General features: G+C 58.2%; 23 protein-coding genes. 2 read left to right on the forward strand and 21 right to left on the reverse strand.

From position 1 onward, the window contains the following. Positions 1-114: 114 nt before the first annotated feature. Together K7R23_RS08960 and K7R23_RS08965 are read left to right on the forward strand one after the other, a co-directional pair. The gene (locus K7R23_RS08960) at positions 115-414 is read left to right on the forward strand and encodes a FidL-like protein (protein WP_012907570.1); all 300 of its coding nucleotides are present in this window, start codon (positions 115-117) and stop codon (positions 412-414) included. Between the two features lie 51 nt (positions 415-465). Continuing rightward, complete coding sequence (locus K7R23_RS08965) at positions 466-1,638, forward strand: HD-GYP domain-containing protein (protein WP_012907569.1); 1,173 nt, start codon at positions 466-468, stop codon at positions 1,636-1,638. 36 nt (positions 1,639-1,674) lie between these two features. On the opposite strand, the gene K7R23_RS08970 is transcribed toward K7R23_RS08965, so the two are convergent. The 21 genes from K7R23_RS08970 to K7R23_RS09070 form a co-directional block, all read right to left on the reverse strand. Continuing rightward, the gene (locus K7R23_RS08970; RefSeq protein WP_024132929.1) at positions 1,675-2,412 is read right to left on the reverse strand and encodes an SDR family oxidoreductase; all 738 of its coding nucleotides are present in this window, start codon (positions 2,410-2,412) and stop codon (positions 1,675-1,677) included. Position 2,413: 1 nt separating this feature from the next. Beyond that, positions 2,414-2,665: an acyl carrier protein gene (locus K7R23_RS08975; protein WP_012907567.1), complete on the reverse strand. Its 252-nt coding sequence runs from the start codon at positions 2,663-2,665 to the stop codon at positions 2,414-2,416. Next, on the reverse strand, positions 2,662-3,456 hold the full coding sequence (locus K7R23_RS08980; protein WP_024132928.1) for a hotdog family protein: 795 nt from the start codon (positions 3,454-3,456) through the stop codon (positions 2,662-2,664). The genes K7R23_RS08975 and K7R23_RS08980 overlap by 4 nt, the downstream gene beginning before the upstream one ends. Continuing rightward, positions 3,453-4,706 (reverse strand): beta-ketoacyl-[acyl-carrier-protein] synthase family protein, encoded by a 1,254-nt coding sequence (locus K7R23_RS08985; protein WP_012907565.1) that lies wholly within the window; start codon positions 4,704-4,706, stop codon positions 3,453-3,455. Before K7R23_RS08985 ends, K7R23_RS08980 begins: the two co-directional genes overlap by 4 nt. After that, the gene (locus K7R23_RS08990) at positions 4,693-6,120 is read right to left on the reverse strand and encodes a TolC family protein (RefSeq protein ID WP_012907564.1); all 1,428 of its coding nucleotides are present in this window, start codon (positions 6,118-6,120) and stop codon (positions 4,693-4,695) included. Before K7R23_RS08990 ends, K7R23_RS08985 begins: the two co-directional genes overlap by 14 nt. Then, on the reverse strand, positions 6,117-8,048 hold the full coding sequence (locus K7R23_RS08995; RefSeq protein WP_012907563.1) for an ATP-binding cassette domain-containing protein: 1,932 nt from the start codon (positions 8,046-8,048) through the stop codon (positions 6,117-6,119). Before K7R23_RS08995 ends, K7R23_RS08990 begins: the two co-directional genes overlap by 4 nt. Positions 8,049-8,051: 3 nt before the next feature. Beyond that, positions 8,052-9,203 (reverse strand): efflux RND transporter periplasmic adaptor subunit, encoded by a 1,152-nt coding sequence (locus K7R23_RS09000; protein ID WP_012907562.1) that lies wholly within the window; start codon positions 9,201-9,203, stop codon positions 8,052-8,054. After that, positions 9,200-11,308, reverse strand: a complete 2,109-nt coding sequence (locus K7R23_RS09005) for a peptidase domain-containing ABC transporter (protein WP_012907561.1) — start codon at positions 11,306-11,308, stop codon at positions 9,200-9,202. The genes K7R23_RS09000 and K7R23_RS09005 overlap by 4 nt, the downstream gene beginning before the upstream one ends. An 8-nt stretch (positions 11,309-11,316) precedes the next feature. Then, on the reverse strand, positions 11,317-12,267 hold the full coding sequence (locus K7R23_RS09010; protein ID WP_012907560.1) for an ABC transporter: 951 nt from the start codon (positions 12,265-12,267) through the stop codon (positions 11,317-11,319). Between the two features lie 4 nt (positions 12,268-12,271). Continuing rightward, positions 12,272-12,943, reverse strand: coding sequence for a thiol:disulfide interchange protein DsbA/DsbL (locus K7R23_RS09015; RefSeq protein WP_012907559.1), 672 nt, complete (start codon positions 12,941-12,943; stop codon positions 12,272-12,274). A gap of 62 nt (positions 12,944-13,005) precedes the next feature. After that, positions 13,006-13,203: a DUF4762 family protein gene (locus tag K7R23_RS09020; protein ID WP_012907558.1), complete on the reverse strand. Its 198-nt coding sequence runs from the start codon at positions 13,201-13,203 to the stop codon at positions 13,006-13,008. 87 nt (positions 13,204-13,290) lie between these two features. Further along, positions 13,291-13,953 carry a transcriptional regulator gene (locus K7R23_RS09025; protein WP_012907557.1) on the reverse strand — a complete coding sequence of 221 codons (663 nt, stop codon included), beginning with the start codon at positions 13,951-13,953 and terminating at the stop codon, positions 13,291-13,293. 22 nt (positions 13,954-13,975) lie between these two features. Next, the gene (locus tag K7R23_RS09030; protein WP_438265332.1) at positions 13,976-14,512 is read right to left on the reverse strand and encodes a fimbrial protein; all 537 of its coding nucleotides are present in this window, start codon (positions 14,510-14,512) and stop codon (positions 13,976-13,978) included. A 21-nt stretch (positions 14,513-14,533) separates the two neighbouring features. Further along, on the reverse strand, positions 14,534-15,592 hold the full coding sequence (locus K7R23_RS09035) for a fimbrial protein (RefSeq protein WP_012907555.1): 1,059 nt from the start codon (positions 15,590-15,592) through the stop codon (positions 14,534-14,536). After that, positions 15,592-16,215 carry a fimbrial protein gene (locus tag K7R23_RS09040; RefSeq protein WP_012907554.1) on the reverse strand — a complete coding sequence of 208 codons (624 nt, stop codon included), beginning with the start codon at positions 16,213-16,215 and terminating at the stop codon, positions 15,592-15,594. The genes K7R23_RS09035 and K7R23_RS09040 overlap by 1 nt, the downstream gene beginning before the upstream one ends. Positions 16,216-16,233: 18 nt before the next feature. Further along, positions 16,234-16,977, reverse strand: coding sequence for a fimbrial biogenesis chaperone (locus K7R23_RS09045; RefSeq protein WP_012907553.1), 744 nt, complete (start codon positions 16,975-16,977; stop codon positions 16,234-16,236). 43 nt (positions 16,978-17,020) lie between these two features. Then, complete coding sequence (locus tag K7R23_RS09050; RefSeq protein WP_012907552.1) at positions 17,021-19,495, reverse strand: fimbria/pilus outer membrane usher protein; 2,475 nt, start codon at positions 19,493-19,495, stop codon at positions 17,021-17,023. A 63-nt stretch (positions 19,496-19,558) separates the two neighbouring features. Further along, positions 19,559-20,107 (reverse strand): fimbrial protein, encoded by a 549-nt coding sequence (locus tag K7R23_RS09055; RefSeq protein WP_012907551.1) that lies wholly within the window; start codon positions 20,105-20,107, stop codon positions 19,559-19,561. Positions 20,108-20,179: 72 nt separating this feature from the next. Continuing rightward, the gene (locus K7R23_RS09060) at positions 20,180-20,710 is read right to left on the reverse strand and encodes a fimbrial protein (RefSeq protein WP_012907550.1); all 531 of its coding nucleotides are present in this window, start codon (positions 20,708-20,710) and stop codon (positions 20,180-20,182) included. Between the two features lie 411 nt (positions 20,711-21,121). Further along, a complete protein-coding gene (locus tag K7R23_RS09065; protein ID WP_232796115.1) occupies positions 21,122-21,733 on the reverse strand; it encodes a 4Fe-4S dicluster domain-containing protein in 612 nt (203 codons plus the stop codon). Beyond that, positions 21,664-22,260, reverse strand: coding sequence for a TorD/DmsD family molecular chaperone (locus K7R23_RS09070; RefSeq protein ID WP_012907548.1), 597 nt, complete (start codon positions 22,258-22,260; stop codon positions 21,664-21,666). Before K7R23_RS09070 ends, K7R23_RS09065 begins: the two co-directional genes overlap by 70 nt. Positions 22,261-22,355 lie beyond the last annotated feature (95 nt).

A 22,355-nucleotide genomic window follows, 5' to 3' on the forward strand; every position in this document is an offset into this window, starting at 1 on the left:
GCGATATACAGTTTTGCCCGTACGCCTGCTTTTTCCTGTACCTCAAAATTTTCGGTAACACAAACGATCAACCGCGATACTATCCAGGCGGAAGGGCTGATTTTTGCCAATCTGATGAATAACAGTTTACTGGTCAATATTGATGGTCTGCTCACCCATAACCACAAAAAATATTTAATCTCACGCACTTTGCAACTCAAGTTTAAGTTGTATAACGCTAATGCGCATCTGTATAAAATAACAAGTGTCGATGTTGTGCGCGACAACACTGACAATGTAGATGATGAGATTGCTAATAGTTTGCTATTCAGCAAAGGTCCGGACGAAAAAATTATTTTTCTTAAAAGCATTAACAATAATGCAATATTATTTGGTAACCACGCATTTCCGCAGTATGGTTGCAAACGAGATTAATTTGTGTGGTTTTCTTTCACGAAGCACAGCATATGTTAAATTTCTCAAATCATGAATATAAACTTAATAGAATCACTGGCTTGTATTTCAAAAATTATAGACATGATCAATCCCAGACTTAACCTGCATCATGTCAGAACCGCTTTTATCGCCTGGCATTTAGCCCGCGAGTCTCAGTTCACGCCTGCGCAGTGCCGAAAAACCCTGCTGGCGGCGCTACTTCATGATATTGGCGGCCTGAGCGAAGAGTCGCGGCTTCAGCCGCTCAGTTACTATGATAATGAGCTGAACAACCACGCGGCGGTCGGCGCAGAACTTCTGGCCAGCGTGCCGCTATTGAACCCGCTGAGTTCGATTGTGCGGTATCATCATATCCGCTGGCATAACGGCGATGGCGGCTGTGTAAAGGATGAAAAAGTTCCCAAAGAGAGCCATCTCATCTACCTTGCGGATCGTATAGACGTTTTAATCGCGCGCTACCGCACAGACGATATCATATCGGCTAAATCAGAAATTATTAATATAATCACTGGCGGCGAACATCTCTTATATAAACCGGAATATATTAGCGCATTCAGGAAAATAGCAAACTGCGAACACTTCTGGTTACGAATCAAATCAACAGAATTTATTGACTATATAAAAGAAATTCCCCGCATTCATAATGATTCCGTCTCTTTGCATAATTTTCGCGACATTGCCGGTATGCTGGCATTCATCATTGATGGCTTCAGCCAGCATGGCGTCCAGCACTCTCTGGTTGTCGGCCGGATATCGGGCTATCTGGCAAAAGAGATGGGCATTGCGCCGATTGAGTGTCTGAAAATTGAAATCGGCGGCCTGCTGCATAATCTTCCCTCCCTTGCCCGCTGTTCCGCACCGGCGCATACCGGCGATGAAAATGCCATCTGGCAAGAGCTGTACCCCATTGCCGCGATCCGCGACATTGCGAGCTGGTGCCGGATGCAAACAAAGGCGGTGGCGCAATCCACCGCCCCGCCGGAAGCGAAAATTCTGCGCGCCAGCATCTGGCTGGCCTCGTTATTACAGGGCGTCACGCTGTCGACGGAATTTAAGGCTCGCGTGGGGGAAACGGCAGAAATCGCGCCTGAACTGGCGGGTATCATACGGCAGCACAGCACGGTCCTGTTGCAGATCTTCCAGGAGTCGGTGAAAGAGCGACGCGCGCTGGTCCAGCGCATTAATCAATTGAATGCGACGTAAACCGCGAGAACAGCAATCTCTCGCGGTTTACGCTCATCAGGCAGACAAACCGCCATCCAGCACCAGCGTCTGCCCGGTGAGATAGCCGCTTTCCTCCCCCGCCAGAAACGCGACGGCGCGCGCAACGTCCTGCGTTCGCCCCAGACGACGCAGGGGAATATTCTGCCGCATCGCCTTCAGGTGTGCCTCCGGGATCGCTTGCACCATTTCACCGTCAATCAGACCCGGCGCCAGACAATTGACCCGAATGCCGAAGCGTCCGACCTCACGGGCCAGCGAACGCGTCAGGCCGATCATCGCCGCCTTGCTTGCGGCGTAAGCCGTCTGACCGCTGTTGCCCTTTAGCGCCGACACCGAGGACATAAACACAATGGAACCTTCCCCCTGCGTCATCATCGCGGGCAGCAGCGTCTGATTCCAGTTCACCGCAGAGATCAGATTATTGTTCAGCACGGCCTGCCAGTCCTGCGCGTTCTGATGAATATGCAGTCCGTCCCGGGTCATCCCGGCGTTATGGATAACCGCAGAAGGCGCGCCAAACGTCTCAAGTAGCGATGAGGCCAGCGTCGAAACGCTGGCCTCATCGCTGCCGTCGCAACGGAAGCCCTTTACCCAATGTCCAGCCTGCAGGCTGCCCGCGCTTGCCAGCGTTCGGGCGATCCCCGCCTCATTACGCCCGGTAAAGACAATATTCCATTCCGCCAGCAAATCATGTACCAGCGCCTGACCAATCCCCCGGCTACCGCCGGTGATCAGCATCCATTTCCGCGTCATATCAGCCTGCCATGCTTTTCTCAATGCGCAGGCTCAGCTCGCGCAGCGTCATAAATGGGTTTTTCATAAACATTTCCGGGTTTAGCGTCACGTTAAACTCCCGTTTCGCCAGCACCATCAGCTCCACATAGTCCAGGCTGTCCAGCTCCAGTTCGGGCAACGTAGTCTCCGGCGTGAGATCCTCCGGCGCCATATCCTTTGCGTCACAAATCATCTCGCTGATCGTGTTGTAGATTACTTCATATAGGCTCATGTGATTTTCCTTCTGTCTAGTGCGCCGACTTTCAGCGTCACGGCGCTGCTGATGGCGTGATGTTGATAATGGGTTCGCGCAGCGATTCGCACCACGGCGCCGTTGGTAAGGTCGCCCACCACCAGCGCAGGCAGTGTATCGACCGTCAGATGTTGTGGTACGGACTCCGCCCGCCAGGGCGCAAGAAGATGACTGTCGAAAATCACCTCCTGATGGGTCTGCACCACCGGAAAACGGCTAAACAGCGCCTCCATGCTGCGGCACTCCGGCAGCATGGCAGCGACAGCAGGCTGGCGGAGCAGCGTTTTGTCCTGCAACAGATGACGAAACAGCAAGGCGTCGAGAAAATGCCACTGCTGGGCGTCAGGCAGCAGCGGCTGAAACGCCTGATGCAGCGCGGCAAGCGTAGCGGCATCGAGTCGCCGCTGGCTTTGGCCTGCCTCAGGAGGAAAACGGCGCTCCGCCGTGAGCTGGCAGGAGAGACAGGTTTCGCCGCCTGGATGCGCCCTGACCGTTGCCGCCACCCGTTTACTCGCTTCGCGCATAAGAGAATAGGCCGTGTCCCGCCACAGCGGCCTGCGCAGACGCACGGTGCATTTCAGGAACGGGGCGCTGTCGGCGGGCGGGCTGATATAGCGCTTCACGTCCAGTAAGGCGCGCATCCCATGAACGCTGAGCGCGCTGCCGCCCCGCGCTTTCACCCACGCCTCATCAAAATGCACCGGGTTGTAATCGCCGGAAAACGCCGCCCAGCGGCTGGCATCCTGCTGACCATAGTGAAGCGCCATCATCTCTGCTTCTCCAGAATCAGCGCCGCGTTAGCCCCGCCAAAGCCAAAGCTCAGGTTCAGCGTGCGGCGGATATCGCCCGCCCGATGTCCCTCGACGATATAATCGAGATCGCAACGTTCATCGGCCTGTTGGAAGTTGGCGGTCGCGGGCATCACGCCGTGGGCGATAGCCTGTAAGCAGATAATGCTTTCAAACGCGCCGGCGGCGGAGATTAAATGCCCGGAATAGGATTTCGTGCTGGAGACCGGAATGGCGTAAGCCGCGTCGCCCAGCGCCATTTTTAACGACTGGGTTTCGTTGATATCGTTCAGCGGCGTCGAGGTGCCGTGCGCGTTGATGTAGTCCAGCTGTTCCGGCGCCAGCCCCGCCTGCTGGAGCGCATGGGTGATGGTTTGTACGCGCGCCAGACAATCTTCCGCCGGCGAAGTGAAATCCCAGGCATCGGAAAAGTTGGCGTAGCCGGTAATTTCCCCGAGGATCGTCGCCCCGCGCGCCAGCGCGCCCTCCCGTTCTTCCAGGCACAGCACCGCCGCCCCTTCCGAGAGGACAAAACCGCTGCGGTGAGCGCTGAACGGGCAGCTTGCCCGCTGCGGGTCCGACGGCTCTTTACTGAGCGCCCCGAGGACGTCAATGTTCCATACCGCGCAGTGGCTGGTGAGCGATTCACCGGCCCCGGCCAGCATCATCTGCGCCCTGCCGCTGCGGATCGCTTCCCAGGCGTCGCCAATGGCGATAGTGCCGGTGGCGCACGCGGCGATCACCGTATTCTGGTAGCCGTTCAGCCCCCAGAACTGACTGCAGGCGGCGGTGGTCACGCTGGGCATGGCGTAAAAACAGTTAAACGGCGAGGCGACGCCCGTTGCGGCAAACTCGCTCTGGGCCTCGTAGCTTTCATCCAGCCCCGCCCAGCCGGTGCCCATAATCACGCCGCAGTCGAGCGAATTGTAGAACTCCTGCGGCGGCTTCCCGCCAAACGCCATCTCCATAGCCTGACGCGCCGCGCCAACGGTCAGGCGGGCAAAGCGCGGCAGCCGTCGGCGGATGGCGGCAGGGACGCCCGCGAGGCCCGGTTCGTTGTCCACCAGCCCGAGAAAATGGGTGTTGATATTATGCGCGGTCTTGTCGACGTAGCGATAGCCGAGCCGGTTAGCCATAATCGCCTGCCAGCTCTCCTCTGCCGTTGCGCCAAGCGGGGTCACGGCGCCATACCCGGTAACGACGACCCGCTTAAAGTGATTATTCAGCTTCATGTTGCATTATCCTGTATTGCGTTTCGCCACCCCCTTGCGCCAGCCACAGCTGCATCGTGGCGTAGAGGTAGTCGTATTGGGTTTGTGCGAGGGCGTTTTCTAAAGTCAGCAAATCGTCCTGCGCGTCGAGCAGCGTCCGGAAGTCCACGGCGCCAGCGCGATAGCGGCTTTCCGTCAGCGTTAAGCGTTGCTGGCTGAGGGCCAGCGACTGATGCAGTCGGGCGCGCTGTTCCCACGCGCTCAACCGGTTTTCCATCGCCTCATCCACTTCGGCGAGGGCGGCGTAGGCGGTTGAGCGGAAGGCAATCGCCGCCTGCTTCACCTCTAAATCGCCCTGTTTTATGCTGAGCTGCCGGGTGTTCCACTGAATAAACGGCAAGGCCAGCGCGCCGCCGACGGTACGTATTGGATCGCTGAACCACTGGCTGAATGCCTGGCTTCCGGCATTCAGCGACGCGTCAAGAGACAGCGAGGGATAAAAGCGCAGCCGCGCGGCGTCGTATCCGGCCAGCGCCGCGCGCAGGCGGGACTCCGCCGCCTGAATATCCGGGCGTTGCGCAATCACGCGCAGCGGCGTTTTTTGCGCCACCGGCACCTGCTGGTTCACATCCAGCGCCGGGGACTCATCGGTATGCTGTTCCGCCGGTCTGTTAAGCAGCAGCGCCAGCGCATTGCGCGCGCTGCGCCGCTGTTGTTGATAGGCGCGCAGCTGGTTCTGCCGCTCAAGCCGCGCCTGCTGCGCCTGTAGCAGATCCAGCCGGCCGACCTTTCCGGCGTTAAACCACGACGCCACCTGCTCCACGGTCTGTTCGGCGATGGTCAGCGCGGCGCGCTGGTTGCGGATCTGCTGGTTATACAGCGCAATCCGCCAGTAGAGCTGCGCGGTGGTGCCGATGGTCGAAAGCACCGTCGCACGGTAATCCTGCTCGCTCGCCACCGCCTGCCACTCGCTTTGTTCGCGAATACGCGCCAGCTTGCCCCACAAATCCAGCTCATAGCTGATGGCGATGCCGCTGCTGTAGTTCTCCTGCGGCGTACTGCCGCGTCGCACGTTTTTGCTGTTGCTGGCGGCGCCGCTCACCGTCACGTCCGGCGTAAGGTTGGTATTGGTTAACCCGGCGGCCACCCGCGCCTGTTGCAGCGTTATCGCCGCCGCCGCGAGATCGTTATTGCTCTCCAGCACCTGTTCGATCACCCGCGTCAGGCGCGGGTCGCCAAAACGCTGCCAGCCGTCGTCTGACGGATTATCCGTGGCGGCCTGCCACTGAACGGGCAGAGAGAGCAGCGGGCGCTGGTAGTCGCTGCGGGTCAGGTGCCCACAGCCGGCAAGCAGCAGCGCGATCAGGCAAGTCGCCCCGGCGAAGATACCGGAGCGCGGCAGCGTGTTATCCGGCTTACAAACAGGTGTCGTCATTCGCGCGCCAGCGCCTCCGTCGGGTTAAGGCGAGCCGCTCTGCGCGCCGGGAAATAGCCAAAGGTCAGGCCAATCAACGCGGAAAAGCCGCAGGCCATCAGTAACGGCGTGACGGTAAAGACCATTGAGAACGCATCGGTAATGAAGGCGAAAAGCTGCCCCGCCACCCACGAGCCGAGCACGCCCAGCAGGCCGCCGAGGGCGCAGATCATCACCGCCTCAATCAGAAACTGGTTCATGATGTCCGACGGACGCGCGCCAACCGACAGGCGAATGCCGATTTCATGGGTGCGCTCGGTCACTGAAACCAGCATGATGTTCATCACCCCAACGCCGCCCACCAGCAGCGAAATGGCCGCGATGGCGGTGATCAGCAGCGACATCGAATCGGAGGTTTTTTGCAGGGCGTTCGCCAGTTGATCGTCGGTCTGAATAAAAAAATCCTTCCTGCCGTGTTCACGCAGCAGATGCCGTTCCGCCCGCTGCGCGGCCTGATGAGGTTCCAGAGACGGCTGAAAGCGCGCAATCAGCGACTCCAGCGGCTTTTCGCCGGTCAGCCGCTGCTGCAGCGCGGTATGTGGCACCCAGGCCGCCATAAAGCCGCCCACCACTTTCGGGCCGGGCCGCGTGGCGATGCCGCTCACCCGCCACGGCGCGCCGGCAATCTGCACGATGCCGTCCAGCGGATCTTCACCGCCGGGAAACAGCGTATCGCGCCCGGTTTCATCGAGGATCAGCACCGGTTCGCCCTCCGCGACGTCGCGCGCGGTAAAGCCATTCCCCTGTACAAAGCGCAGCCCCTGGAGGGCAAAATAGTCCTGCGACACGCCGGAGAGCATCACTGACGAATCCAGTCCTTTGCGCACCGCGAGCGAGGTGCTGCTGACCACCGGCGAGACGCCCGTAATCCACGGCAGCGCCTGCAGGCTGCGCACATCATCCAGCGACAGCGCGCGCTCCATATCCGGCCGTTTGCTGCCCCATCCCGTTCCGGGGCGAATCTCCAGCGTGGTGCTGCCCAGCTTGCCGATCTCGCTCATGATCGCCTGTCGCGCCCCTTCGCCAACCGCCATTGACGACACCACCGAGGCAATGCCGATAATGATCCCCAGCATCGACAGAAAGGCGCGCATCCGGTGTCCGAGCAGCGAACGCCAGGCCATTCGTACCGACTCATGCAGACTGCGTCCCAGCGACGCACGCCCGTTATCCTGCTCCGGCAGCGCGACGGAACGGCGGACAGCGGTATGTCGCACATCGCTGATTATCCGCCCGTCGCTGATTTCAATGATTCGCTGCGCCTGGCGGGCAACGTCGCGATCGTGGGTGACGATAATCACCGTATGCCCTGCGGCATGAAGCTGGTGCAGCACGTCCATCAGCGCCTTTCCGCTGACGCTGTCGAGTGCGCCGGTCGGTTCATCGGCCAGAATAATGTGCGCGCCGTTGATCAGCGCCCGGCAGATGCTTACGCGCTGCTGCTGGCCGCCGGAGAGCTGCGCCGGGCGGTGAGACAGGCGGTTTTCCAGACCGAGCTGTCGCGCCAGCCGCTGCGTGCGGGCTTTACGCTCAGCTTCCGGCATCGCGGTATACAGCGCCGGAATCGCGATGTTCTCTTCCGCCGTCAGGTACGGCATCAGGTGATAGCGCTGGAAAATAAAGCCCAGATAGCGGCTGCGCAGATCGGCAAGATGCAGCTCGTCGGCCTCATGCACCGGCGTGCCGTTGATCAGCACCTCGCCGGACGTCGGTTTGTCGAGGCAGCCGATAATGTTCATCAGCGTCGATTTCCCCGATCCCGACGCGCCGACAATCGCCACCATCTCCCCGGCGTGCAGGGTCAGGGAGATATCGCGCAGTACCGCAATCTGCTGCGTACCGGCGGTAAACGTCCGGCAGACCTGGCGTAAAACAATCACTGGCGTCATACGCTACCCCCGTACCGTATCCGCAGAGAGCACTACGCGATCCCCCGCCTTTAGCCCTTCCAGCACTTCGGCATACCGCCGGTCATTAATGCCGATGCGGATAATACGCTCGCGCGTTTTGCCGTTTTCCAGGGTGGTGATGGTGTAGCGTTCAGCGTCCAGCGCCTGGCCAAGCGCGGCGACCGGTACGCGCAGCACGTTTTTCGCTTCAGCGATCTGAATAAACACCTGCGCCGTCATTGAGGTTTTGAGCTGGCGATCGGCGTTAGGCACCTCAAAGGCGCCGGTGTAATAGACCGCCATCGCCTGCTGATTGCCGCCCATCCGGCTCTCGCCCGTCGCTTCCAGCGCCTCCTGCGGCGCGGGCTGCACAAAGCCCATCGTACCGCTGTAGCGTTTTTCCGGGTTGGCAATGACGTAAAAACGCAGCGGCTGCCCTGGACGGATTTTCTGCACGTCCGCCTCCGAAATGCGCGTCTGCACCTGCATGGTGTCGAGGTTTGCCAGCACCAGAATGGTCGGCGCCGTTTGCGAGGAGACGATGGTTTGCCCTTCACGGGTGACGATTCCCAGCACTTCGCCGTCAATAGGGGCGACGATGCGGGTATAGCTGAGGTTGGCCTGTGCGGTTTTCACCGCCATCTCCGCCTGCACAATCTGCGCGTCGCTCACCGCGATCTGCTGCACTTGCGCGTCGTATTGCGCCTGCGCCTGCTCGAGATCGCTGCGCACGCCGGAACCGTCGCGCATCATCATGCGCTGGCGTTGCAGCTCCTGGCGATAGCGTAAAAGCGTCGCCTGCGCCGACAGCTTTTGCGCTCTGGCGCTGGCAAGCTGGGCGCGGGCGTTATTGAGATCGGACTCCTGTAGCGTCGGGTCGATCTCCGCCAGCAGTTGGCCTTTTCGCACCTTGTCGCCCTGACGGACATACAGCTTGCGCAGCTGTCCGTTGACCTGCGCGCCGACGTTGACCTGCACCGCAGGTTTCAGGACGCCCGTCACCAGCACCACTTTTTCGATATCGCCAGCGCCAATCGTCTCCAGCGGCAGCGTTTCCGCTGGCGAATCGGACGCCATTGAGGTCCACGCCGCGCCGGTCGCGACGACCAGCGCCAGCCCGCAGCCTGCCAGCATCCAGCGAACGTTGCGCTTCATATGTCAGCCTCCAGCGCCTGCAATTGGCCGTCGGCAAGCCGGTAAACGCGCGAAAAATGCGCCAGCGCCTTGTCGCTGTGGGTGACGACAATCAGCGACTTACCGCTTTGCCGGCACTGGCTGCGAATGGTGTCCATAACGGTGGCCGCAGTCTCTTCATCGAGATTGGCGGTCGGCTCATCGAGCAGCAGCACCGGACGCGTGCTGTACAGCGCCCGCGCCAGCAGCAGTCGCTGACGTTGCCCCAGCGAAAGCGCCGCGTGGCTTTCACGGATCAGAGCGTCAATCCCGCCCGGCAGGCCGCGCACCACGTCGCCCAGCGCGAGGGCGTCCAGCAGCGCTTCGATGCGTCCACGGTCGCTTTCACGGTACTGCGCGTCGAACAGGGTAATGTTGTCCCGCACCGGGGCATTGAACAGAATATCTTCCTGACTTTGCAGGCAGACAAACTGGGTGAGCAGCTCCGGCGGCAGACGCGTTTCGCCCGCGTAGCAACCGCCCGACTGCGGCGCGAACAGCCCGGCAATCAGCCGCAGCAGGGTACTTTTCCCGGCCCCGGATTCGCCGATAATCGCTATTTGCTCACCGGCTTTCAGCGAGAACGACACCCCGTTGAGGATCGGTTTGCCCGGATCGTAGTCGTAGCGCAGCGCCTCAAAGCGGAGATCGGGCGTCGTGCCGGAAGGCATCCGATCGCTCAACGGCGCGGGCGGTTGCGCGTTCTGCGGAGCGAACAGGCTATGGGCGCGGGTATCAATCACGTTCAGCTGCGTTTTCTGAATAATGGCGTAGAAGATCCGCGTGACGTAGGAGGTAAAAATCTGCCGCAGAAAGCTGTAGGCAAAAAAATCGCCCAGCGAGATGAGTTTGCCGTGCACCATCGGCAGCACCACCAGCATAAATACCACCATCTCCAGGCTGCCGGTCAGCTGATACAGCCCCTCTTTCACCTGCTGATAGATTTTCTGGCGCTGCAGGCAGCTAAAGAGATCGCGGCTGAGAGCGGCGAACTGCCCCTGCCGCTGGCCGGTCAAACCGGCGGTCTTGACGGTCAGAATGCCCTGCAGGGTTTCCATAAAGAAATCGTTCAGCGTGGCGCTTTTCAGCTGTATCTGCTGAGTGAACCAGCGGTCGCGGATCACCGCCCAGACGCTGATGATTCCCATCACCGTCACGCCCACCGCTGAAATAGCCGCCAGCACCGGCGCGATCCAGAACATCACCGCCAGCGCGATGGCGCAAATCACCCAGTCGGAGCGCAGGCCGTTATCCAGTTCAATCTTTTGCAGCAGCCCCACCTGCCAGGCGGTGAAGCGGCTGAAGATCTCCCCCGGCGCGCGTTTTTCGAAAAAGCGCAGCGGATTACTGAGTAAACGGGCAAAGCCTGTTCCGCTGTGCAGCAGTACAAAGCGTTTGATAAAGCGCTCGCTGATGACCCGCACGCCCAGCGCCATCAGCGAAGCGGCCACGAACGCTACGATAAACCAGCCGTAGGGAAAGTCGCTGCGCTCCACGCTGGAAAACGCCTGGTTGATGGCGTTGCTGACCATCGTCGGCATCAGGAACAGCGACAGCGAGACAAGGAAGGTCAACAGCATCAGGCGATAGATACCCGGCACCGCTGCGGTTTCGCGCATACTCATGGCGCGCGGCGCGCGCTGTCCGGCGGTCGACAGCGGTAAATCGGGATCGGCCTTCAGCGTCTGCTCCGGCTCGACAACCAGGGCATAGCCGCTGATCTCCTGCTTGAGCGCGGAAAACGGCAGCCACTGTTCGCCAATCGCCGGGTTCATCACACAGACCTGATTGCCCTTGCGCCAGGCCAGCAGGACATAGTGGCTGGCGCCATAGTGCAGGATGGCCGGCAGCGGCAGATCGCGTAATTCATGATGTTCAAACAGGACCGGCGTCGTGGCGATCCCCAGCCGCGCCAGAATCTTCATCAGCGTATCCAGCGAAGTGCCGTGGTCGGAAGCCGGAAAAATATCGCGCAGCGTCTCCAGCGAAACGGATTGCCCTTGCGTTTGCGCCAGCATCGCCACACACGCCAGGCCGCATTCGTTAGTCTCTTCCTGAAAAATGAGCGTCGGGATCGTGGTTTTCATTTTTATCATTAGTGGTTAATAAAATAGAGCGAATGGCTGTGCCAGAGCAGCCACTCCTGCGGGTAGTCCTGTAAGGTCTTTTCAACGATCCGCGGCAGCGCGCGGGCAATCTCCCGATGATCAACGGGCGGATGGATGTGGATGCGCAGGCCGTTGCGATAGCTGAGGTGATAGAACACCACCTGCGCCTTAATCACCCCGGAGAGACGCACCACGCCGTTGTGCAGCTTCGCGCTGCGCCCGAACAAGCGGCACGGCAGCTTCGCCGCCAGCGCGCCTTCGGCCTGGAGGGTGTAATCCGGTGAGATATCAGGAAAAATGATCATATTTTGCCGACCGACCGCGACGTCGGTAATCAGCGTCATCAGCTCGCCCGCCAGCGCTTTATTTGGCTGGTGAATCGAACAATAGGAGAGCGCAACGCCGCCCAGCGCGCGGATCTGCGCGTTATACAGCTCCGCGCTTGAAGAGACCACCACGCAGGCGCTGCCCGGCATCACGCTGGCGCCGACCATCGCCGCCAGCACGTCGGAAACCGTATGCAGCGGCGCCAGAATGTAAGGAATGTTTTGCCGGTGCAGCGGCGCAACCACCGCATCCAGCTCCGTTGCGCAGGCGTGAATCTGCCGCAGCAGTTCGGGATTTTGCCCCCAGGTTGCCGCCTCTTCCAGCAGGCGGCGGCGGACGGCGATCCAGACGGCGTCCACCCGCTCCGCCTGCCCGACCAGGCAGCGCGCGTTTTCCTTTGCCACCGCATTGCGCGGGCGGAAGGCGCTTCCAGCCAGCCGCAGCGCGCACAGCCCTCTCGCCAGCGCCAGCAGCGCAGGCAGGTGTCCGTAGCGCAGGACTTTACGCAGCAGGAATATTGCCCCCTGCGACATATAACGCCGGGCGGCGTAGATCCGTTGCCACTGCTGTCTGACGCTGAAGACGCTCCAGATAATTAAAAATCTGCCCACGGAATTACCGTTCCTCTTTCAGCAGTTGCAGCATACGCTCGGCAAATTGCGGAAAGTCGCGGTCCTGGGCGACGACATAGCGCTTATTAATAATAAATATCGGGGTGGCGTTAATATTATAGTGGGTGGTAATGGCCGCCATCTCGCTGAGCCGTTTTTTCACCGCGTCACTCTGGCGAAGCGCGTTAAATTTCGCCGTGTCGATATTATTTTTCGCCAGCCAGTCGGCCAGCGTTTTTTCATCGGCCAGGTTGACATTACGGGTAATAACCGCGTTATAGGCGCTGTCGCGTACCGTTTTTTCAATCCCCATCTCTTCCAGAGTGGCGAATATCGGCGCCCAGGCAGCAAGCCCGCTATCGTTTCCGGCAATATGAATGGAGGTAAATGTACTGCCCGGTGGCAATGAACGGGCAAATTCGGCCAGATTATCCTCATTGGCTGCGCAATAATGGCAACCGTAAGACATCACCTCAACGATACTGCGTTGTTCTTTGATTGGGCTGTTCGCGACATACTCTGCGCTGACTTCACGGAATGCCTGCGTCTGCCCGTCATCCGCGGCAAAGGTTTTAAACACAAAAATATGGTAACAAAGCACCGTCATCAGCGAAGAGATAACGATCAGAAACAGCGAATAGCTAATAATCGTAATGCGTTTAAAGTGAGTCGCCATAATATTCCCGCCACGTAAAAGAAAAGCCTGGAGGCACGATCGCCTCCAGGCATGTTGGACTATCAACGGTTCGGAACACCGCCACATTTGCTGGTATCCGCATCTCTCAGGGACATTGTGGTGCCGTGTTTGTCGGTGCAGGTCGTCACCGCCTTACAGGAGGTCACGCCGCCGATGGTCACGTTCTGATACGTGGTTTCACAGGTCTTACAGGTTCCGCCGACAACGTTCGCAGCTTCAATAGCAGTCAATTTTTTCATCTCTGTTTTCCTTAATTTATGATTAAAAGGTGCTTATCGGCACCGGATATCCGGCGAAAGCCTTCGCCGAAAAGGGTTTTCGCGGGTTCAGGGCATAATTCCCTTAAACGCGGCGAATAAAGCGATATTGTTTCTGATATTGAGCCGCTTCATTAAGTGGCGCTTGATATAGCTGAGACGACGAACGTCCATATTCACTTCACTGGAAATTTGCGACAGCGATTTCCCTTTGAAGATCTCTTCCATCAGCCACCATTCATTGCCGGAAATAGCATAATGGCCTTCCCGGCTATGCAGTCTTTCCCGGGTATAGTTCACCAGCGAGTCGCTAAAACAGCGCCGTTTATCGCCACCTTTACTGACGAGGTTTTGAAAAAAAGCGGCGATGCAGTCAATATGCTCATTTTTTAACAGCCAGTGCGCTTCCGGTAATAGCGAATAAAGCGTAAAAAACAGCGGTAAATTATGTTCGTTCACTAAAACCACCAGATGCTTATTTTGCTGGCGGTAAAAGGATTTCATTAATTGCAGCGCGCTGAAGCGTTCGCGTGGCAAACTATCGAGATCGCAGAGAATTAACTGGCGGCTTTCTTCACCTCCCGTCATCTGTAATGCCGTGATGAGCCGGGCATAATCATCCGTTAGCGAAAACAGAAGCTCCGCCTGCCCGGCAAGCACACGGCTAATGACGGTTTTAATTCCCTGGGAATAAAAGAAATTTTTATCGTAAAGGAAACATTGATAATCCATACCACAATTCCCTGTCGTTGCCTTACTGATAGTTCAGGGTGTAATTCGCCGTTGCGGTGAACGGCCCGGTCGTCAGCGTTCCGTTCGCTAAGGCGTCCGGCTCCGCTTCAACAAACGCCTGGAAATTCAGCCGCAACACGGTGTCGCTGACGGTCGTGGGGGTAGTCGGCACGTTCAGCCGCACCGGCGTGTCGTCGGCCTCCAGCAGCCCCACCCCCACGCCGCCCGCATTCCCCGGCGCGGTGGCGCTGATAGCCAGCCGATCCGCCAGATTGGGATTCTCTGTGCCGCTAAAGGTCACCGTCACGCTATGGAACACGCTCGGATTACAGTCCTGTAATTTGATGGTGAACGGAACGGGGGTGGTTTTCCCGTTAATCGACAACGATTTGGTCGATATTTTGCCAAAGTCGACCGGTATCCGTTCGGAGTCAGGCGCAATGCTGCACGGGTAAGCAACGACCACCCCTTTAAAGCTCAGATCGCCGCCAATCAGCTGCCCCTGCGCCCACGCAGGCGCGGTACAAAGGGGCGTCAGGAGACTGGCGAGGAAAATCATAATGCGATGCATATCGCCTCCTTACTGGAATTCAGCCACAACCGTTGCCGACGCGTGGAACTCACCTTCCGGAATCACTGAGGTGGCGCTTTTTGCCACCGGCGCGGCAATCAGATTCCAGTCGCCTTCGTTATTGGCAAAGCCCGGTACGTTATAAAAAGTATTCGGTTTAATGAGAGTGCCCTGCTGATCGCGTAGCGCAATGCCCAGCATGGAGCGATCGAGGTCGCCGCTTCCCTGGGTGCTCAGATACGACCCGTCCGTAAAGGCCGGATTAGGCTGCTGAATTCCCAGTTTGATATTGAGCGCCCCGTTGGAAAAACTGCCGCCTTCGCACTTCACGTGAATCGGCACGTTGCGGCTGAAATTATTGCCGTCAAGCTGGCTGCCCGTCCCCGGAATGGTGTTGAAATCGACAACGATGGGGGTGCCCTGATTTATCACGCACTTATCCGGCACGGTGATCACCCCGGAGGCAATAGTGACGCGCGACAGCGGGGTGCCGCCGATGGGACCCGGCCCCAGACGCCCGTACAGCTTAGCGATCTCAGAGCCCTGTAAGTTCACGCCGTTGATAATGGGTTTGGTGATCATAAAGGTCACCCTTCCCTTTGCTCCGGAGGTGAACTGGTTAGGCAGAACCGTACTCGGCACGTTGCAATAGTTCTGGTTGGTATTGTTTGAGACGTTATCAAACGGTACGGTTTTGTAATCTTTCACTTCCCCGCCAATAAAGATCTCAATTTTGACGTCCATATAGTCATTGAGCTTCAGGTAGCCGGGATTGACGCCGGGCTGAGATAATGTCGCCTGCGCCGTGTAGTACACAGATTCATTTACCATTGATGTGGAACAGTAAGCTTGTCCCTGAAACATCCCGGCAAGGTCAAATGTGTCCGTATGGGTTGTTCCTGGCTGGTTGCTGGTAATGTCTGTGTTCGTGATGTTGACCAGATAGTCATAGGTGCCGCCGACCGGCACGATTTCGCCATCCACGGACCATGCCGATCCCGACGCGCCGAGCGCGCTGCACAGCAGTAAAACTGACGATTTGCGGCGCAACAGGCCTGTTACGTTCATTACAGATACTCCATTTTCAGGCGCACCAGGCTACTGAACTCCCCCGCGCTAACGTGCGGGCCGGTGGACTCCAGCGCCGCCATCAAATTCAGCTCGCTGTCCCCATTGTTAATCAGCCAGGGGGCGTGGGTCTGCCCAACGTCCAGCGCCTTGCCGTTTTCATCCAGCAGGCGAATGCCCGCGCCGCGGCTAACGCCGGTGGTGCGCAAAAGCTGCGTATTATTGATATCGGCCTCGCCGACAAACGTCAGTTGCACCGCCTGTTCGCCGGTGCTGTATGCGCGCCAGCGGCTGCCGGTCGTGGCGGAGGCCAGACTGCCCCGCGACTGCGACGCCCCTTTCAGGCAATCCTTGAGGTGCAGGGTAAAGCGCACCGGCTGGCTGCGGTCGCCCGCCTGATGAAAGCGCTGCGCGCTGATTTCGCCCAGCTCAACGTCCTGAATACGTCCCTCGGTCATCAGCACGCAGGGGGAGGCAAACACCGAACCGTGAAACCGGACAATGCCGCTGTCTTCGCCGGCCTGCAGCTGAGCGTTATGCTGCGGCTGCGCCGGTACGTCCGCCTGACCTGAAAAGGTCACGCCCATCGCCAGAAGGGCAATACATGGAAATCGGTTTTGCATTGTCAGGTTCCCTCTTGATTAGCCCTGCTGAGCGGGCGGCAACGCTTTACAGGTGTTGCCATCGCAGCGAAATTTCAGCTCCGGATGACCGCCGTAGTCGTTCACATACATCATCGAAAACTGATTCACGCCGGAGTCCGTCACCGCAAACTGCTTGCTCGATTTTGGCGCGATCATGATCCCCGGAAAGCGGGTGATCTTCTGTCCGGCGCCTTTCGACAGGCCGAGGATAGTGATGTAGTAAGGCGTCGGGTTCTCCGCCGTCATCTGGCTGCCGTTCTTGTGAAACACCACCTGGTCCTGCCAGATTTCGCTTTTTGTTTTCGGGATCACCGCCGCCGGGCGGTAAAACAGCTTGATGCGCGACTGCATCGCCAACTGTAAGGTGTTCGGTTTATCCGGCTTTGGCGGGATCTCCCTGACGTTGAGATAGAACAGGCTCTCCCTGTCCTTCGGCAGCTTTTCGATACCGGCCGTTTTGGTGACGCGCGCGATCCCTTTCTGCCCGCCGTTGATCCGCTGGAGCGGCGGCAGCACAAGCAGCGGCGAGGTGATCTTGTTGCCGTTCTCGTCTTCCACCCACGACTGGGCGAGGAACGGAATATCCGGGCTGGTATTGGTCAGATTGGCGCTCGACGACGCCTCTTTCTCCGTAATAATGACGCGGGTCCGATCCAGGGAAACGCCCGCCTGCGCATAGCCGCCAATCGCACCCAGCGCCAGCGCCGCCAGCAGATATCCGTTATGTCTTTTCTTGCTCATGTTTGGCCTTTTATTACAGTGAGATAACTCGTTTCGTCGCGGCTTAACGACACGGCAGCAGCATGTTCTCGCCGCCGTCCGTCGCGCCTGGCGGAATGGTGATCTGGCACTGCTGTTTTCCGCCCCACATCACCTTCAGCGTTTCATCGGCATTCACCCCGGCAAGCCAGGCCTGGCCGTCCTCCAGCACCATCGCGACGCTGATACCGTCGGCGTTGTAAACTTCCGCGCCGAACGGCGGGACGCTGTTATCCGCGAGGCGCAGCGTGCCCATCATCTTCATCCCTTTCGCCATGCCGAAGGTCTGATAGCCAATAGCGCCTTCGGTAAGCGTGGTGGTGCTGATGGCTTTTGACGGTTCGATATCGCCGTCCATCGCGTCCACGTCCACGCGGGTGTCAAAGCTGTTGTAGCTCACCACATCCGGCACCACGGCGATGCCGAAGCGGTTGGTCCGCGACTTCTCGCCGTTGAGCGGCACGCCGCCAATTCCGTTGGTGTCGACCATCACGCGCGCCGTGTTAAGCGTCGCGCCGCTGTTGTGCATCGCCGCGCCGTATCGGGTCGCCGTGAAGCCGCCGCGCAGGGTGGCGCTCAGCGCCATATACTCGTTCTGCTGATAGCTGGCGTTGGTATTAATTTCCGCCAGCTGCGAACGATGCTGGTAATAACCGTCCACGCTGGCGTTGCCGTTCAGGCTGGCGCCGGCGCGGATCCGCCACAGGTTGTTGTAATCGCTGTTATCGGTGTAAGAGGCCATCGGGCTGGTTTTGCCGTTATTGGTCTGTACATCCAGCCCCGCCCATTTGTTGTCGCCAACCGGCACTGACAGGGAGAAGGAGATGGAGTCGTCCTTACGCCCTTTATAATCTGTACGCCAGGCGGAGAGGTTAGCGGTCACGCCGCGGATATTGCCGATGCGGAAAGAGCGCCCGACCGACATGCCGTAGCGATCCTGGCTGCGCCTGTCCCAGTAGTTCTGATGCGTCCAGGTCAGAAAGAGCGTGGTCGCTTTATCCGCTTCATCAGCCCAGAAGGTTTTATTGCCGGTGATGGTATACAACTCTTTTTCACGTCCGAGGTGGTCATAGTCCTCGTAGCGCTCGTCGAGGTATTGCGCCATTGAACGAAAATCTTCCTGCGAGAAACGGTAGCCCGCGAAGGTGATGGCGCTGTGGTACTCATCAAAGGTTTTCGCATAGCTCAGCTTGTAAGAGGTGCCCTTCTTGCGCTCGCCTTCCGGCGTGCGGCTCCACGACTCGGTGGCGTCCACCGATATCGCTCCCAGCAGATAGAGGTCGCGCCCGATACCCAGCGAGGCCGCGGTGTACTCTTCACCGGAGGACTGCAGGCCGCCGTACAGCGACCACGCGTTGCTGACCCCCCAGGAGAAATCGCCGGAGAGGAAGGTTGGCCCCTGCATTTTGTGGTTATAACGAGACGGCGTACCGCCGGAAATGTTGTAGCGCACATAGCCCGGACGCGTCAGATACGGGATATTGGTGGTATTCACCTGGAAAGTGGACACCGATCCGTCCTGCTCCTCCACGCGCACGTCGAGCGTACCGCGCACCGAACTGCGTAAATCCTGAATATTGAACGGTCCGGCGGGCACGGTGGTTTCATAAATAACGCGCCCGCTCTGGCTGACGGTGACTTTGGCGTTGCTGCGGGCGATGCCGTGAATTTCCGGCGCATAGCCCTGCAACGCAGGCGGCAGCATCCGCTCATCGCTGGCGAGGTTGATCCCGGTGAAGCGCAGCGTGTCGAACACCTGCGAGTTAAGGTAAATCTCACCGAGCGTCAGCTTCGCCGCCATCATCGGCAGCGGGCGATAGGCGTAGATCTGATTCCAGTCGAAATCGAACTGGTGGTTCTGGCTGTAGTAGCTGGTCTGGTACTCGCCGCGCAGACGCCAGCCGCCGATATTAGCGCCCGCCTGGCCGTAGCCCGACAGCGAGCTGTAGTTCTCATGATTGTTGAACTGACGGGTGAGCTGCCCGTTGAGGCTGTAGTCAAAAATCAGCCCGGCCACCCCTTCGTCCCAGCGCTCCGGCGGCGTCCAGTCGGGGTCGTTATATTTCATCCACGCCTGCGGTACGGTGATTTCCAGCACGCCGGCGTAGTTGGTCAGCTTTGCTCCCGGCAGGCTTTGCAGCGAATAGCAGTTCTCATACAGCGGAGTGACCTGCAGCCGCGCGTCTTCCTTCAGCGCCAGTTTAGCCAGCAGGTCGCTGCTGATGCACGGCAGCGTGCGTTTGCCGTCGGGGGCCTCGATGTAACGAATTTTCTCCTGACCAATCTGCTGCCCGTTAATACGGATATCCAGCAGATAATCGCCAGGGGTAACATAGTTGTCCGTCGCAAAGCGCGACAGATCGATGCGGGTGCGATCCGCAGCATCCAGGACATCGGTATTAAATTCAACGCTTGCCTCGGACCAGACCGCTGAAACATAACAGCAGCTGAATACCTGAAGGGCTATTATCGTCATCTTTGTTTTTAGTTTTACCGACATGATTTTCGTCCCGAATAAGTCCGTTAAAAACGTCCTGCGTCCCGCCGCGTTATTGTTATATTGTTAGTTGTAATCCATAAAAAATTGCGCAACGGCGGAAAATTCGCCTGCTTTTATATATTTCTCCAGCGGTACCAGCGATGCGGAAAATTTTAAAGCGTTATCGGTGTCGCTCAGTTCATATCCGCGAGAGGGCTGGCCCAGCGTTAATATTTCTCCGTGGCTGTCACGAAAACGAATACCAAACCCATCGGCCTTGCCGCGAATTAATAAGGTGGTGGGATCGGCTGCGGCGGCGCTACCAATAAACGTGACCGACGCATAAGGATAAAGCGAACCATCCAGGCCTCTTTTAACAATCGAACAGCCGGTAAGGCGCACCCAAAATGGCCGGGAGAGATTACCTTCATCATTACGGTTAATCTGGCTGGCGGAGACGTCGCCAAATTCCACTTGCACATCACGGCTTGTCGGATCAAGGCTGCACGCGGCTTCGATGATTTCGCCGCTCATGGCTAATTTTCCCGGCGTCACGGTTGATCCAGCAGCAGAATCTGTCGCCAGCAGAGCGCACAAACAGAGCGACAATAAGCCCGCGTTGCCTGATTTCATCTTGTCCCTCCCTGGTCCGAATAAGGCGCTGAAAGGAGTGCGGGAGGGCCCCCGCACCCGGGTCAAATCTAATTACTGGTAAGCAATCTCGAAGTTAACCGTTGACTGGAAGGAACCTGCCGCCACGGTCGCGCTTGCGCTTTCTGCTTTCACATAGGCGACAAACGGAATGGTGTTGGTGCCGTCAACCAGCTGTACAGCCGTTGTTGCCTGACCCCAGACGACGTCCTGGCTGGCGCTGTCGCGCAGGCCGATACCCGCGCCGGAGGCGGTGCCGGAAGTGAAGGCGGCCAGGGTGTTGTCCGTCGGGTTCAGGCTGGTCGGGTTGTAGGTCACTTCAGCCGAGGCAGCTACGGTGGTATCGCAGTGTTGCAGTTCGATGTTTTGGTGTACGTTTCCGGCGCGCGCGCCGTTTGCCAGAGCCGAAACCGGAATCTGACCAAAATCAACGATTACCGGGCTTGAATTCGGCGCCAGTCCGCAAGCGGTATTCACCAGCTCACCCTGGAATTCGATCTGGCCATTTGTGGTTGCAGCGAATACAGACGCAGAGCTCAGAGCGGCAGTGAAAGCAACAGTCAGAGCAACTTTATTCATTTTCATAACAATATCCTGTTTGTACCAAAGTCCTGTGAAATAAAGAGTCATCACGACGCGATCGTTATTTCGCTATGCGGTAAACAACTCTTGTTTTGGTTCCGGAAACGTCCTGGTAGTAATTAATATGAAAGTTATACGATATTAATTAACGTCACTCCTTTGAACTGAGCAAAATGCTACCAAATCAAAATTTGACCACAAAGCACTACGTTTGCTATGGGTTATATACGCATTGTTAACTCGCAGGAACATAAAAGGCGAAACAATATCTCGCAAAAGAAACAGAAGAATCTTAATCGCGTGATTGTTTTTAATGGGAAAAATTGATCGGAATAATCAAAAGTGGATATAGGATATTTCGCAATAAAGGATATATTCTGGCGGTTATTATATTGAATAACCCCATTTGCAGAGTCACTCCGGCAGGCGCGCCAGGGTGACGGCATCATAGCCGCACTGTACGCGACATTCACCGCAGCCGTTGCAGCGCCCGGTATCTACCGCCGGGACGCCGTTCGCGCCGATCGCGCAGGCCTGTTCAGGGCACGCCCCGATGCAGGCGCCGCAAGGACGAAGCGGATTGACGCAGGCATTGCTGAACTGCGGGCGCAGGGCGGTATCAAAACGCGGCTGTACGCGCAGGGCGCCGGTTGCGCAGGCAGCGATACAGGCTCCGCAACCGTCGCAGCCGGCATAGTCAATCGCCAGCTGCGGGAAGCCGTCCTGATGCTGCGTCAGAATGCCCATCGGACAGGCGGCAATACAGTGATGGCAGCGGGTGCATTGCGCGCTGAAAAGCGCGTCAGGCAACGCGCCGGGCGGCAGCGGATGCGGCAGCCGCAAGTCCGACGTCGCGGGCGGTTTCTGCCTGGCCGCGCTGACAAAGGCGCGGAACAGTCCCCGGCGGCTGACGTGCCGGTGGCTCATCAGCTCCTGATAGTATTTCTCTGACTTCGTCATCCGAACCAGATCCGTTTCACCGCCGGTTGCAGCGCCTGCTGCTGCGCTACCTCGCGTAAATAGCATTCCGTAACGGCGGCAAGGCGGGAATAGAACGGGCTTACCGTGTTGCCGCGTAATTTTTGCAGATAGTGATACCCCCACGGCAGCAAATGCGCTTCCAGCAACTGGTTAACCGCCGCTTGCTTTCCGGACGCCAGCAGGGCGCTACAGGCCAGCAGCATCAGGCCAAACTGATCTTCCGGCTCGCTATGGCGTGCATCAAAAACCATTCCGTGAGATTGCAGGAACGCCCGGTATTCCGCGGTGGTGTCGCCCATCAGCAGATTATCCCGCTCCAGCCAGACGGAGCCCCACGGCGGTACGGGCATATCGCCCTGCCCTTCAAACAGGACTGAAAATTGCCAGGTCAGCTTCTGCGCATCCGGCAACGGCCAGTCGGCGCACAGCCGGGTAATCTGCGCCGGATCGCGCCACGGATAAAGCTCCGGCAGCGTGGGCAGACAGTCGAAAAGCGCGTTCACCTCGGGTTTTTCCGGGGAATAATAAAATAGCGCGCCGAGAATACGCGGTAGTACAGCACCGGTGGGCATAGTTAAACTCCAGGAAAGCGCCTGATGGCGCGGTGCTTATCAGGCCTACAAAATTATAAAACAAGCGTATATGTAGGCCGGATAAGGCGTTTACG

It is taken from the genome of Citrobacter rodentium NBRC 105723 = DSM 16636 (genome assembly GCF_021278985.1).
In the GTDB taxonomy this organism is placed as follows: domain Bacteria; phylum Pseudomonadota; class Gammaproteobacteria; order Enterobacterales; family Enterobacteriaceae; genus Citrobacter_A; species Citrobacter_A rodentium.